This is a genomic window from Arthrobacter sp. BE255 (genome assembly GCF_031457335.1).
GTDB lineage: Bacteria > Actinomycetota > Actinomycetes > Actinomycetales > Micrococcaceae > Arthrobacter.
The window spans coordinates 97,715-111,238 of sequence record NZ_JAVDWK010000008.1; the positions used below are offsets into that span (position 1 = coordinate 97,715).

The window sequence follows — 13,524 nt, forward strand, 5'->3', positions numbered from 1 at the left end:
ACGCGAAGAAGGCTCCGTCCCAAGTGGGGACGGAGCCTTCTCAGAAGAGCCGGTCGCTGGCCGCTAAAGTGGAGACAATTTGAGAGTCCAACTTCCGGGGAGCAGTTCATACCGCAGTCCGGGCCTTGCTGTGATCCACGTGATGTGGTCAGACGGCTACTTGCTGCCGTCTTCGTCGAGTTCTTCGTCGTCGGTGAGGTCAAGGTCCTCTTCGTCGAAGTCGTCCTCGTCGATGTCCACATCGGCGGGCACGTCACGCTTGTAGGGATCGGCGTCGCCGGCGTGCTTGGCCTTCTCAGCCAGGGCGGCAACCTCGGCGTCGCGCTTCTTGGCTTCGCGAAGCAGCTCCTCGAGGTTGGAGGCAACCACGGGAATCTGGTCGGCCACAAATTCCAGCGTCGGCGTCAGGCGAACGGTAACGTTGCGCCCCACCTCCTGGCGCAGCACACCCTTGGCTTTCTCAAGCCCCTTGGCGGCATCCGCCTGGACAGCCTGGTCACCGAACACCGTGTAGTAGATGGTGGCGTGCTGCAGGTCGTTGGTCACCCGGGCATCGGTAATAGTGATGCCTTCAAGCCGGGGATCCTTAACCTTCCGGCCCAGGGCCTCGGCAACAACAACCTTAATCCGCTGCGCCAACTTGGCAGCGCGGGCCGGATCGGCCATGACATCCTCCTGGATAAAAGTAGATAAGTTGGTGCGCTCAGGCGACGTTACTACCTGACGCGCGCAGCGATTGAGGGGGCCCGGGAGTGGCATCGGGCCTGCCGGAGACGGACGGCCAACGATCGCAGATCGCTGGCCGTCCGTCGTAGGGGCGGGGCCCCCTCAATCGCGGAGTGCAGCGGGCGGGGCCGCCGGGAAAAACCCAACGGCCCCGCACCTGTAACGCTAAGACAACCTAGACGCGCGGCTTTTCGCGCATCTCGAAGGTCTCGATGATGTCGCCTTCGGTGATGTCGTTGAACGAGCCAAGACCGATACCACACTCGAAGTCCGTGCGGACCTCGGTGGCGTCGTCCTTGAAGCGCTTGAGCGTCTCAACGGTGAGGTTGTCGCCGATGATCTTGCCGTCGCGGCTGATGCGTGCCTTCGTGTTGCGTCGGATGATGCCCGAGCGAACGATGGAACCTGCGATGTTGCCGAACTTGGAGGAACGGAACACTTCGCGGACCTCGGCGGTGCCAAGCTGGACCTCTTCGTACTCCGGCTTGAGCATGCCCTTGAGGGCCATCTCGATGTCATCGATTGCTGAGTAGATGACGGAGTAGAAGCGCATGTCCACGCCTTCGCGGTCTGCCAGTTCGGCAACACGCTCGGCGGGCTTGACGTTGAAGCCGATGATGACGGCGCTGTCGACCGTCGCCAGGTTGACGTCGTTCTGCGTGATGGCACCAACGCCGCGGTGGATGACGCGCAGCTGCACGCCTTCGCCGACGTCGATCTTGAGCAGTGCGTCTTCGAGGGCTTCCACGGCACCGGACACGTCACCCTTGAGGATGAGGTTGAGGGTGTCGATCTTGCCATCGGCCACGGCCTGGTCGAAGTCTTCCAGGCTGATGCGCTTGCGGCGCTTGGCGAGTGCGGCGTTGCGGTCGGCTGCTTCACGCTTCTCGGCGATCTGGCGGGCGGTGCGCTCGTCAGCGGTCACAAAGAAGGTGTCGCCGGCGCGCGGCACGTTGGACAGACCCAGAACCTGCACGGGGCGGGACGGGCCGGCCTCGGTCAGGGCGCTGCCGTCGTCGTCGAACATGGCACGGACGCGGCCGTGGGCCGTACCTGCCACAATCGTGTCGCCGACACGCAGTGAGCCGGACTGCACCAGGACGGTGGCCACGGAACCGCGGCCCTTGTCCAGGTTGGCTTCGATCGCGATACCGCGGGCGTCCTTGTTCGGGTTGGCGCGCATGTCCAGGGCGGCGTCTGCGGTGAGCAGGACGGCCTCGAGCAGCTCGTCGATGTTGAGGTTCTGGCGGGCAGAGACCTCCACGAACATGGTGTCGCCACCGTATTCTTCGGGAACCAGGCCGTACTCGGTCAGCTGGCCGCGGACCTTGTCCGGGTTGGCGCCTTCCTTGTCGATCTTGTTCACGGCCACCACGATCGGCACGTTTGCTGCCTGCGCGTGGTTGAGGGCCTCAACGGTCTGCGGCATAACGCCGTCGTCCGCTGCGACCACCAGGATGGCGATGTCGGTGACCTTCGCACCACGGGCACGCATGGCGGTGAACGCCTCGTGGCCCGGAGTATCGATGAAGGTGATCTTGCGGTCTTCGCCTTCGTGGGTGTGCGTGACCTGGTAGGCACCGATGTGCTGCGTGATGCCGCCGTGCTCGCCCGCCATAACGTCGGACTTGCGGATGGCGTCAAGCAGGCGGGTCTTACCGTGGTCGACGTGGCCCATGACGGTGACAACAGGAGGACGTGCCTCGAGGTCTTCGTCGCCTTCGGCTTCGAGCTCTGCTTCAAAGTCGATGTCGAAGGTGGAGAGCAGCTCGCGCTCCTCGTCCTCCGGCGAGACGACCTGGAGCTTGTAGCCAAGCTCCTCGCCCAGCAGGGCGAAGGTTTCCTCATCCAGTGACTGCGTGGCCGTGGCCATTTCGCCCAGGTGGAAGAGGACGGTGACCAGTGCTGCGGGGTTTGCCTCGATCTTGTCGGCAAAGTCCGTGATGGACGAACCGCGGCGGAGCCGGATGACGGTGCTGCCGTCGCCACGGGGGACGCTCACGCCACCCAGCGACGGAGCACTCATCTGCTCGAGTTCCTGGCGCTTGGCACGCTTCGACTTGCGCTGCTTGCCGCGGCCTGCGCCGCCCTTGCCGAATGCACCCTGGGTGCCACCGCGACCGCGGCCACCCTTGCCGAAGCCACCGCCGGCCGGAGCGCCGCCGCCGGCACCGGGGGCACCGGTACCGGGAGCGCCGCCCGGGCGTCCGGGGCCACGGCCGCCGCCACCGGGACGGCCTGCACCTGCGCCTGCGGGTGCAGGACGCTCAGTGCGGTTGGGCATCATGCCCGGAGTAGGACGGTTTCCACCGGCACCTGCGGGACGGGGACCGCCCGCACCGGCTGCGGGACGCGGACCACCGGGACGGGGACCGCCCGCACCGGCTGCGGGACGCGGACCACCGGGACGGGGACCGCCCGCACCGGCTGCCGGACGCGGACCACCGGGACGCTCACCCTCGGTGCGGCTTCCACCCGGACGGGGCATGCCCTGCGAGGTAGCGAACGGGTTGTTGCCCGGACGAGGCGCGCGTTCTCCACGTTCGCCGTCGCCACCACGGCCGCGGGGCATGCCCTGGGACGTGGCGAACGGGTTGTTGCCCGGGCGGGGGCCGCCGGGGCGCGGCGCAGAGCCGCCCTGCGACGATCCGCCTGAGCGGGCCGGCGCGGCGGGGGTTTCAGCCTTGGGGGCCGGACGCGCACCGGGCTTGGCCCCGGTGGAGGGAGCGCTGGCGGCCGGAGCCGGCGCAGCGGGTGCCGCTGCTGCAGGAGCAGCCGGAGCGGCGGGTGCAGCCGGGGCTACAGGCGCTGCGGCCACGGGGGCTGCAGCGGCAGGTGCCGGGGCTTTGGGAGCTGCGGGACCCGGAGCAGGTGCTGCGGGTCGTGTTTCTGCCGACGGGGCAGGCGCCTTGGGCGCGGCTGCCGGAGCTGCGGACTTTGCCGCGGCGTCGGGGTAGGCGTTGCGGAGTTTCCGCACCACCGGGGCCTCAATGGTGGAAGAGGCGGAGCGAACGAATTCGCCCAGTTCCTGCAGTTTTGTCACTGCATCTTTGGAAGTAATACCGAGCTCTTTAGCGAGCTCGTGTACGCGGACCTTGGCCACATTTCTCCTGTCTCGGTCCGCACCGAGCCAGGCACGAACCGTCTACTTCTTACTGCGGGCCCTCGCCGCGAGTGCAGCAGAAGGGCCCATTGCAGAGCGCAACAAAGTTGTCATCGTTGCGCACTCATCGCTGGGAACTCATCGGGTTTCCATCAGTTTTCTGACCCGCTTTCAGGTTGGACGGTTGTTGCTGCAGCTACCGGAGGTACCCACAGCGGGCCTTCAGCGCCCGTGCCCGCCTTGATCCGGCGTTCGACGGCGGCGCTTTCGGTTGCGCCCTTGAGGGCACGTCCGAATGCTCGCCGTTTGACCGCCAGGGCCAGGCACGATTCGCTGGGGTGCAGCCATGCACCCCGGCCAGCCATCCGGCGTCGTTCATCGACCAAAACAGCGGATGAACCGCTGGCATCAGCCACGAGCCGGAGCAGCTCCGACCGCGAACCTTTCTTCCGGCATCCGATGCAGGTACGCTGCGGTTGATTCTCGCTGTGAAGCACTTCTGCCACGGTGAGCATCTTCCTGACGTACCTAGCTGTCTGCCCATGCCTGCCCGCCACAGCGAACTGCAGGGAGGGCACGCAAGGGCGCACGGATACCGGCCGTTAGGCGCGGTCAATGTCTATTCTAGCCCCTCGGGGCGGTTCTGCCCGAAACCCGGCGCTTCAACCGACGGCACCGGCCGTCGGTTGGCGCACCGGGCAACGGTCAGTTATCGCGCGGCGCGGCGGCGTCCGAGACGATGTCGATCCGCCAACCGGTCAGCTTGGCTGCCAGGCGGGCGTTCTGGCCCTCCTTGCCGATGGCCAGTGAGAGCTGGTAGTCCGGAACAACAACGCGGGCCGAGCGGGTCGCTTCGTCGATGATCGTGACGGAATTCACACGCGACGGCGACAGTGCGCTGGCGATGAAAGTCGCCGGGTCCTCGCTGAAGTCGACGATATCGATCTTTTCGTCATTCAGTTCGGTCATGACTGCCCGCACGCGGGAACCCATTTCGCCGATGCAGGCGCCCTTGGCGTTGATGCCCTGGGTGTTTGCCTTGACGGCAATCTTGGTACGGTGGCCGGCTTCGCGGGCCAGTGCCACGATTTCCACGGAACGGTCCGCGATTTCCGGGACTTCCAGTTCGAAGAGCTTCCGGACCAGGCCCGGGTGTGAACGGGACAGCGTGACGGACGGGCCCTTGGTGCCGCGGTGGACGTCGATGACCAGGGCGCGGAGCCGGTTCCCGTGGGTGTACTTCTCCCCCGGCACCTGCTCGGGCGGCGGCAGCAGCGCTTCCACGGAGCCCAGGTTGACCTGGATCATGTGCGGGTTGTTGCCCTGCTGGATGAGCCCGGCAACGAGTTCACCCTCCCGGCCCTTGAATTCGCCCAGGACGGCGTCGTCCTCAACGTCCCGGAGGCGCTGGAGGATGATCTGGCGTGCAGTGCTGGCCGCGATGCGGCCGAACCCGGCCGGCGTATCCTCGAACTCGCCGATGGGGGCGCCGTCGTCGTCGATCTCCACAGCCCAGATGGTCACGTGCCCGCTCTTGCGGTCCAGTTCCGCGCGTGCCTTCTCGAAGGCTCCGGGCGACTTGTGGTAAGCCACCAGGAGCGCCTGCTCAATGGTGGGGATCAGGAGGTCCAGCGGGATTTCACGCTCACGCTCCAGAAGTCTCAGTGCGCTCATGTCAATATCCATCAGGCCTCCTCAGAAGGTCCATTGTGCTCAGGTTCCAGACCGGCCTCATCGAGGTGGCTGAATTCGATCTCGACTTTTCCGTTGCGGATCCTGTCGAAAGGAAGTGTTACGGGGTCGCCCTGCTTGGGCTTCATGCCCTTCTTGACGGCGATTTCCGGGACGAGGGTCACGCCGGAGTCGTCCACAGCTTTGACCCTGCCGGTGACGTTGTCGCCCTGGACAACGTTGACTTTGACCATGCGCCCGCGGGCCCGGTGCCAGTGGCGCTCTTCCGTCAGCGGACGTCCGACGCCGGGCGAGGAAACCTCGAGGTCGTACGGCCGGCCGTCGTCGTCAGGATCGTTGTCCAGTACGTCGGACAGGACCCTGGAGATGTCCGCGATGACGTCAAGGTTCACACCGCCGGTCTCTTCCTGCGGCAGGTCCACCACCACGTGGACCACCCGATGCGAACCAGGGATGATGGAGACATCCTCAAGGTACAGGCGATTGGCCTGGACCGCCGGTTCAAGTAGGGCCCGCAGCCTTGCAGCTTCCGGATTGTAGGCAGGCGCGACGTCAGCCCTACCCGTTCCGGTACGGTCTGATGAAGTCGTGGCTTCTGCATTACTCACGATGCCGGCCGCCTCCCGATAGATGATGTTGTGACTACTAGCCTAGCGATTTTCCGCGCGCAGTGGTGCACCGAGTTTGCCCTCCGGCGTGACAACATGGTCTGTTGTGAAAGACGACAGCACCGAAATCAGCGCCCGCAGGCGGTATTTCCGGTACGCCGTTTTTTCGCTCACAGCCCTCCTGGTGGTGAGCCTGGGCATGGCCCTCATCCCCCGCCAGCCCCCTGCACCTGCGGAAACGCCTTTTTCGGAGCGTGCCCGGGCCGCGGCGCTGGCCGACGCCCTGGCGCTGAGGGCTGCCGGGCAGGCGTTGGCGGAAGCCGACGCCGGCGATGGAGGGCCCGGCGGCGCTGCTGCGCTGGACAGTACTGTGACTTTGCTGACCATCCAGGCGAGGGCCCTGCTGCTGCCCGGCGACACCCCTGCCGCTTCGGCGACGCCCGGACCGGTCTCGTTAGCCGAACTGGCTACCGCCCTTTCCACCAGCGGTGCCACGCGCCTCACCGACGCGCTGGAGGCCGACGGCGGCGTGGCCCGCCTTCTCGCCGGTACCGGCGCGGCACAGTTGCTGGCCGCCGGTGACGTCGCAGCCCTCGCCGGGGTTCCGGCGGCCTCGCTGCCCGGCTGGCAGTTGCCTGCAAGACCTTCCGCGCCACCCTCACCCGCTTCACGGTGCACCGGTGCCGGGCCGTCAGGCGGAGCTGATGGCGAACGCGCCGACCAGGGCGCCGGCGCTGGCGCGGGCCCGGCCCTGACGGCCGTCCTGGACGCAGAACATCAGGCTGTTTACGGCTACCAGGCTGCGCTGTCACGCCTCGACCCGGCAGCCGCGGCCCAGGCCTCCAGCCTGCTGGCCGAACACCTGGACCTGGCGGACGAAGCTGAGGCGTACGCGGCCATGGAGTGTGCAGCCGTTCCGCCGACGCCGCCCGGATACGTCCTTGATGCGGCATTCCTGGCCGCGCCGGCCGCGGGGCTGGCACGGCTGGAGTCAGGGACCCTGACAGCTTTCGGGGATGTCGTGGCGTTGAGCGCCGCCCCTGCCCGTGGATGGGCCGTCTCAGCCCTCCTGGCGGCTGCGCGGAGGACGGTCAGCTGGGGAGGGGATCCCGGGCCTGTTCCGGGCCTCGCCCTGGATGGGTCCCAGCTTCCCGCCTTGCCGGACGTGCCGGAAGACGCCGCACCCGCCGCATCTCCCGCAGCGACGTAGGACACGCCACTGGCGACGGCGTCCAAGTGATGGTTTGCTGATTCCATGGATTCCCAGGAGCAGGCGGACCGGGCGGGCTTTCCGCCGGACAACAAGGATCTGCACCGCCACCTTGAAACCGAGCCCCACGACAACGATGTGGCCCAGCGCCTGAACTGGCTGCGCGCCGGTGTATTGGGCGCCAACGACGGGATCGTCTCCGTGGCCGCCATTGTGGTGGGCGTGGCAGGCGCTACGGCGGACACCGGACCTATCCTCGCCGCGGGCGCCGCAGGCCTGGTGGGCGGCGCCGTCTCGATGGCCCTGGGCGAATACGTCTCAGTGAGCAGCCAGAGCGACAGCCAGAAGGCGCTGATCGAAAAGGAACGCCGGGAGCTCGCCGAAGAGCCGGAGGAAGAACTCGCCGAGCTGGCCGCGATCTACCAGGACAAGGGCCTCAGCCCCGAAACGGCCCGCAAGGTGGCGGTGGAACTGACCGAACACAACGCGCTGGCGGCCCATCTCTCGGCTGAACTCAACATTGACGAGGCGGACATCGTCAGCCCCTGGCACGCCGCCTTCGCCTCGGCGGTGGCGTTCACCATCGGCGCGGTCCTGCCGATGCTGGCCATCCTCCTGCCACCGCAGGACATCCGGGTTCCCCTGACATTCGGCACGGTACTGGCAGCGCTGGCGCTGACAGGCGCACTGGGGGCCGGGATCGGCGGAGGTTCCAAAATGCGGGCCGCCGTCCGGGTGGTGGTGGGCGGTGCGCTGGCCCTGGCGGCAACGTTCACTATCGGCAACCTGCTCGGCGCCAGCGGAGTCGTGTAGCCACGTCAACTAGGGTGGAGCTGATGAACCAGCAAACCCGGGTGCCGATACCTGCAGACCTCGCCACAAGGTACAGCCGAAGCAGCGCCGGCCGGGCGTGGCTGGTTTCACTGCCTGCTTTGCTGTCCGACCGGATGGAGCGCTGGGACCTTGCGCTTGATCTGGCTCCAGGCGCCGGGCCGTGGAACGGCCACGGCGGCGTGGTGGTCCCCGTCCGGCGGAATGACGGAACTCCTGCCGCCCTCAAAGTCGCCTTTCCGCACGACGAAGCCCGCGTCGAGCGGCACGCCCTGGAGCTGTGGGCGGGGCATGGTGCCGTCCGGCTGCTGGAGTCCGACGCCGGAACCTGCTCCATGCTGCTGGAGCGGCTGGATGCGGACTGCTCGCTGCAGAACGTCCCCATGGATGAAGCAGTGACCGTCTGGGGCGGGCTGGTCCGGCAGTTGAGCCTGGTACCCGATCACCGCCCGCAGTGGCAGGAATTCGACCACATCGCCGGGCGCGCCGAACAGTGGAGCGATGACCTGCCGGCCGACTGGGAGCAGCAGGGCCGGCCGTTTCCTCGCTGGCTGCTCGAAGCTGCCCTGGAAGTCTGCCAGACCCGCGGCGCCGTGGGTCGCCGCTCCGGACGCGATGTCCTGGTGCACACCGACTTCCATTACCTGAACATCCTCGCCCGGACCGCGGTCCAGGACGGATCAGGGTTCGCCGCCATCGACCCGCAGCCCATGATCGGCGAGCCCGAATTCGCCGTAGCGCCGCTGCTCTGGAACAGGATGACGGACCTGCCGCGAACAGACCCTCAGGCGGGACTGCGCGAACGCTGCCGTAACTTCAGCGAAGCGGCAGGCCTGGACGCTGAGGTGGCCCGCCAGTGGAGCGTCGCCCGTGAAGTGGAGAACGCCCTGTCCTACGCTGGCCGCCCGCATCACGAAGGGGACCTGGCGCGCTCGCTGTGGGTGGCCAGCACCCTGGCCGGCCGGACGCTGGACGGGCTTCCGTCCGCGCATTCACTCCCGGAACCGGGACAGGCACAGCCCGCAAGCTGACGGCGTCAGCCGTTGCCCGCCCGCACCGCCCCGTACGCGGAGCTGACGGCATCAACTGCCGTGCCGACGTCGTCCGTGTCCGTGCTCCAATTGCTGACGGAGATGCGCAGGACGTCCCTGCCCTGCCACCGCGAACCGGACATCCATACCCTGCCGTCCTCGATGACCTTCGCCGTCACGGCCCTGGTGGTGGCGTCGTCGCCGAACGCGAGCGACACCTGCGTGTAGTCCACATCGTTGAGCACCTCGATGCCGTCCACTGCTGCCAGCCGGGCGCCGATCTTCGATGCAGCGTCGGCGAGTCCGCGGACCTGGGCTGCCACGCCGTCCCTGCCCAGGGAACGGAGCGCCGCCCAGACCGGCACGCCGCGGGCCCGGCGCGAGAGCTCGGGGACTTTTTCGTGCGGGTCGGCCGCACCATCCGCAGCCCGGATCAGGTAGCTGGCCTGAACGCCCATGGCCGAGCGCAGGGCAGCGGCATCCCTGACTACGGCTATGCCGCAGTCGTAGGGAACATTGAGGGTCTTGTGCGCGTCACTGGCCCAGGAGTCCGCCAGGTCCATCCCGGCGGTCAGCGCGTCAAGCTCCGGCACGGCGGCGGCCCAGAGCCCGAAAGCCCCGTCCACGTGGACCCACGCGCCGTGGGCCTTTGCAACGCCGACGGCCTCGACGAAGGGGTCGAAGGCTCCTGAGTGCAGGTTCCCCGCCTGCAGGCAGACGAGCGCCGGACCGGAGCCTGCGGACAGCTGCCGGTCCAGCTCGTCGGTGCGGATCCTGCCCTGCCGGTCCGACGCTACGGTGGCCGGCCGCCCCAGGCCCAGGTACCTCAGGGCCAGATCAACCGAATCATGGCGTTCCTGGCCCACAAGGCAGCGGATGCGGGGGGCGCCGAACAGCCCGTCGCGTTCCAAATCCCACCCGGTGTCGGCGAGCAGGCTCCGGCGGGCGGCGGCCAGGCCGGCGAAGTTGGCCATCGTCGCTCCGGTGACAAAGCCGACGTCGGATCCTTCGGGTAGGCCCAGGAGGTCCACGAGCCATCTGCCGGCCGCGTCCTCGATTGCCGCCATGGCCGGCGCGGAAACACGGAGCACGGCGTTCTGGTCCCAGGCGCTGACGAGCCAGTCGGCCGCCAGCGCGGCTGGCAGGGTCCCGCCGATGACCCAGCCGAAGAAGCGGCCGGAGGGCATGGCCATCAGTCCCGGTTCCGCTTTAAGCGCGAGGTAGTCCACTACCTCGGCGGCGGGCATGCCGGCTTGGGGCAGGGGTCCGGCGAATGCGTCCGCGAGGTCGTGGGCAGCCAGCGCCGGGCCGACGTGCCGGTCCGGCAGGCTCGCCAGCCAGTCCTGGGCGTGGCGGGCTGCGGCTGATAAGGCCTCGGAGTACTGTCCAGCGGCAGCTGACATAGCAGCATGGTACGCCTCCGCGGTCCCTGCCACGAGGGCGTGAGGCCTGACGCAGCAGCAGGCTGTGACGGTGGAGCAGCCCTGGGCTCCTAGGCGAAGTTTTCGACCCAGACGTCGTAGCCGAGTTTGATGATCAGGGCGCCCACCACCACCAGGAACACGATCCGGACGAAGCGGCTCCCCTGCTTGACTGCGGTGCGGGCTCCCAGGTATCCGCCCGCCATGTTGGCCGCGCCCAGCAGCAGGCCTACGCCCCACAGCAGCGAGCCGTGGGGCAGGAAGAACAGCAGCGCTCCGGCGTTGGTGGCCATGTTGACGATCTTGGCCTTGGCGCTGGCCTCCAGGAAGGCGTACCCCATCGCCGAGACCAGGGCGATGACCAGGAACGATCCGGTGCCCGGGCCGATCAGGCCGTCGTAGAAGCCGATCACCGCCCCGATCATGCACGCCACCACGTAATGTGTGTGCCCGTCGTGGCGCAGCACGGTGATGTCACCGACGTTGGGCTTCAGCGCCGTAAAAAGCGCGACGGCGACCAGCGCCGCCACGATGATGGGTTTGAACACGCTGGCTGGCAGCGTGGCGGCCAGCACCGCCCCGCCGAAGCTGCCGGCCAGGGCGATCGCCGCCATGGGCAGTGCCGTTTTCAGGTCCGGCTTGACCCGTCCGTAGTAGGTGACAGCACTGGTGGTGGTCCCGAAAATCGAGCCCATCTTGTTGGTGGCAAGCGCCTGGACGGGGGTGATGCCCGGTACCAGGAGCAGGGCAGGGAGCTGGATCAGTCCGCCCCCGCCCACCACCGCGTCCACCCAGCCGGCAGCGAATCCAGCTACCACGATCAGGATGAGGGTGGTGAGCTGGATCGACTCGAAACCCGAGACCAACGCCGCGGGTCAGCTGTTGCGGACAGCGGTGACCACGTAGTCCACCGCCTTGTCCACGGCAACGTTCTCCGCCTCGCCGCTGCGGCGGTCCTTGATTTCCACGACGCCGTCCACCAGTCCCCTGCCGACAGCCAGGATGGTGGGGACGCCCACGAGTTCGGCATCCCCGAATTTAACGCCCGGGGATACCTTCGGACGGTCGTCGTAGATGACGTCCAGGCCTGCGGCCTCAAGATCCAGTGCCAGCTTTTCGGCTGCCGCGAAGATCTCTTCGCCCTTGCCGACAGCCACCACGTGGACGTCGGCCGGTGCCACGGCCCGGGGCCAGACCAGTCCCCTGTCGTCGTGGTTGGACTCGGCCAGGGCGGCGACGGCACGGGTGACGCCCACGCCGTAGGAACCCATCGTGACCACAACCTGCTTGCCGTTCTGGTCCAGGACCTTCAGCTCCAGGGCCGCGGCGTACTTGCGGCCGAGCTGGAAGATGTGGCCCATCTCGATGCCGCGGGCGATCTCCAGCGGACCGGAGCCGTCCGGTGCGGGATCGCCTTCGCGGACGTCGGTGCATTCGATGACGCCGTCCCAGGTGAAGTCGCGGCCGGCCACGAGGCCGAACACGTGCTTGCCGGCCTCGTTGGCCCCCGTGACCCAGGCAGTGCCGCTGACAACGCGGGGATCAACGAGGTACAGGAGCTTGGTGGCGCTTTCGCTGCCCAGCAGGGGTTCGTCCACCGTCAGGCCGGGGCCCAGGTAGCCCTTGACGATGAGGGGCTGCTTCTTGAGGTCGTCGTCGTTGGCTGCTTCCAGGCCGATTTCGCCGGCGATGGGCAGGAAGGAGCCGATGTTGGCTTCGACGCGCTTCAGGTCAACGCCGCGGTCGCCCGGCAGGCCGATGACCACGAGCTGGCGCTCACCGGTGGGCAGGGTGACGGCGAGGACCACATTCTTGAGGGTGTCCGCGGCAGTCCAGGCGCCGCCGTCGGCCTCGCTGCGGGGAGCCAGTTCGTTGGATGCGGCCACCAGAGTGTCGATGGTGGGCGTATCAGGGGTATCCAGCACTTCCGCTGCCGGTGCATCCGCGAAGTCGATGTCCGCCGGGACCACTGTGGTGACGGCCTCGACGTTGGCTGCGTAGCCGCCGGCGGACCGCACGAAGGTGTCCTCGCCGATCTCGGTGGGGTGCAGGAACTCCTCGCTCTTGGACCCGCCCATGGCGCCGGCGGTGGCGGCGACAGGGACGACTTCCAGGCCCAGCCGTTCGAAGATGCGGAGGTAGGCGCCGCGGTGCGCGGCGTAGCTTGCGTCCAGGCCGGCGTCGTCCACGTCGAAGGAGTACGAGTCCTTCATGATGAACTCGCGGCCGCGCAGCAGGCCTGCCCTGGGCCGCGCCTCATCGCGGTACTTGTTCTGGATCTGGTAGAGGCTCAGCGGCAGGTCCTTGTACGAGGAGTACAGGTCCTTGACCAGGAGGGTGAACATCTCCTCGTGGGTGGGGGCCAGGAGGTAGTCGGCGCCCTTGCGGTCCTGGAGCCGGAACAGGCCCTCGCCGTACTCGGTCCAGCGGTTGGTTGCCTCGTAGGGTTCGCGGGGCAGCAGGGCCGGGAAATGGACTTCCTGGGCGCCGATCGCGGCCATTTCCTCGCGGATGACGGCTTCGACCTTGCGCAGCACGCTGAGCCCGAGCGGCAGCCAGGTGTAGATGCCGGGTGCCGCACGCCGGATGTAGCCGGCCCGGACCAGGAGCCGGTGGCTGGCCACTTCGGCGTCGACGGGATCTTCACGCAGGGTGCGCAGGAAAAGCTGGGACAGTCTTGTGACCACGGGGCGGTATCCGTTTCTGGGGAATGGCTGCTGGAAGCAGGGCCGGGCAATTCTTCTGGGTACTAATCTACCGGCAAAGCCCATCTTCCCCCGCGGCGTCCGCGGCCGGCATCCCGCCGCCAAGCTCCCGGGCCCTGGACAGCGAAGAGCCACGTCCGGTGCTGCAAAGCCCCTGGCCCCCCATTCGGGCTGGTCATTGCATCCGTACGTGGCTC

11 protein-coding genes are annotated in these 13,524 nt (G+C 67.7%); 3 read left to right on the top strand and 8 right to left on the bottom strand.

All coding sequences use genetic code 11. The annotated features are described in order from the left end of the window. Positions 1-156: 156 nt before the first annotated feature. The 5 genes from rbfA to rimP all read right to left on the bottom strand — a co-directional run bounded on the left by rbfA (position 157) and on the right by rimP (position 6,129). On the bottom strand, positions 157-666 hold the full coding sequence (gene rbfA, locus J2X42_RS14635; protein WP_310166334.1) for a 30S ribosome-binding factor RbfA: 510 nt from the start codon (positions 664-666) through the stop codon (positions 157-159). 235 nt (positions 667-901) lie between these two features. Continuing rightward, the gene (infB, locus tag J2X42_RS14640) at positions 902-3,829 is read right to left on the bottom strand and encodes a translation initiation factor IF-2 (protein ID WP_310166335.1); all 2,928 of its coding nucleotides are present in this window, start codon (positions 3,827-3,829) and stop codon (positions 902-904) included. Between the two features lie 152 nt (positions 3,830-3,981). Beyond that, positions 3,982-4,344, bottom strand: coding sequence for a YlxR family protein (locus J2X42_RS14645; protein WP_310166336.1), 363 nt, complete (start codon positions 4,342-4,344; stop codon positions 3,982-3,984). A gap of 190 nt (positions 4,345-4,534) precedes the next feature. Then, positions 4,535-5,515, bottom strand: a complete 981-nt coding sequence (gene nusA, locus J2X42_RS14650; RefSeq protein WP_310166338.1) for a transcription termination factor NusA — start codon at positions 5,513-5,515, stop codon at positions 4,535-4,537. Further along, entirely contained in the window at positions 5,515-6,129 is a 615-nt protein-coding gene (rimP, locus tag J2X42_RS14655; RefSeq protein ID WP_310166340.1) for a ribosome maturation factor RimP, read from the bottom strand. Before rimP ends, nusA begins: the two co-directional genes overlap by 1 nt. Positions 6,130-6,235: 106 nt before the next feature. On the opposite strand from rimP, the gene J2X42_RS14660 reads away from it, so the two are divergent. The 3 genes from J2X42_RS14660 to J2X42_RS14670 are packed head-to-tail and all read left to right on the top strand — an operon-like array spanning position 6,236 to position 9,201. After that, positions 6,236-7,339 carry a DUF4439 domain-containing protein gene (locus tag J2X42_RS14660; protein ID WP_310166343.1) on the top strand — a complete coding sequence of 368 codons (1,104 nt, stop codon included), beginning with the start codon at positions 6,236-6,238 and terminating at the stop codon, positions 7,337-7,339. Between the two features lie 45 nt (positions 7,340-7,384). Beyond that, a complete protein-coding gene (locus J2X42_RS14665) occupies positions 7,385-8,152 on the top strand; it encodes a VIT1/CCC1 transporter family protein (protein ID WP_310166345.1) in 768 nt (255 codons plus the stop codon). Between the two features lie 23 nt (positions 8,153-8,175). Then, a complete protein-coding gene (locus J2X42_RS14670; protein WP_310166347.1) occupies positions 8,176-9,201 on the top strand; it encodes an aminoglycoside phosphotransferase family protein in 1,026 nt (341 codons plus the stop codon). 5 nt (positions 9,202-9,206) lie between these two features. On the opposite strand, the gene J2X42_RS14675 is transcribed toward J2X42_RS14670, so the two are convergent. The 3 genes from J2X42_RS14675 to J2X42_RS14685 all read right to left on the bottom strand — a co-directional run bounded on the left by J2X42_RS14675 (position 9,207) and on the right by J2X42_RS14685 (position 13,309). Next, positions 9,207-10,604, bottom strand: coding sequence for a pyridoxal-dependent decarboxylase (locus tag J2X42_RS14675; protein WP_310166349.1), 1,398 nt, complete (start codon positions 10,602-10,604; stop codon positions 9,207-9,209). 89 nt (positions 10,605-10,693) lie between these two features. Further along, complete coding sequence (locus J2X42_RS14680) at positions 10,694-11,488, bottom strand: TSUP family transporter (protein WP_310166351.1); 795 nt, start codon at positions 11,486-11,488, stop codon at positions 10,694-10,696. 9 nt (positions 11,489-11,497) lie between these two features. Further along, positions 11,498-13,309, bottom strand: a complete 1,812-nt coding sequence (locus tag J2X42_RS14685; protein WP_310166354.1) for a proline--tRNA ligase — start codon at positions 13,307-13,309, stop codon at positions 11,498-11,500. Positions 13,310-13,524: the final 215 nt, after the last annotated feature.

Bases quoted from the DNA above. Each gene is read 5' to 3' on its own strand.
- rbfA (WP_310166334.1), bottom strand. From the start codon at position 666: ATGGCCGATCCGGCCCGCGCTGCCAAGTTGGCGCAGCGGATTAAGGTT.
- J2X42_RS14645 (WP_310166336.1), bottom strand. From the start codon at position 4,344: ATGCTCACCGTGGCAGAAGTGCTTCACAGCGAGAATCAACCGCAGCGT.
- nusA (WP_310166338.1), bottom strand. From the start codon at position 5,515: ATGGATATTGACATGAGCGCACTGAGACTTCTGGAGCGTGAGCGTGAA.
- J2X42_RS14665 (WP_310166345.1), top strand. From the start codon at position 7,385: ATGGATTCCCAGGAGCAGGCGGACCGGGCGGGCTTTCCGCCGGACAAC.
- J2X42_RS14670 (WP_310166347.1), top strand. From the start codon at position 8,176: ATGAACCAGCAAACCCGGGTGCCGATACCTGCAGACCTCGCCACAAGG.
- J2X42_RS14675 (WP_310166349.1), bottom strand. From the start codon at position 10,604: ATGTCAGCTGCCGCTGGACAGTACTCCGAGGCCTTATCAGCCGCAGCC.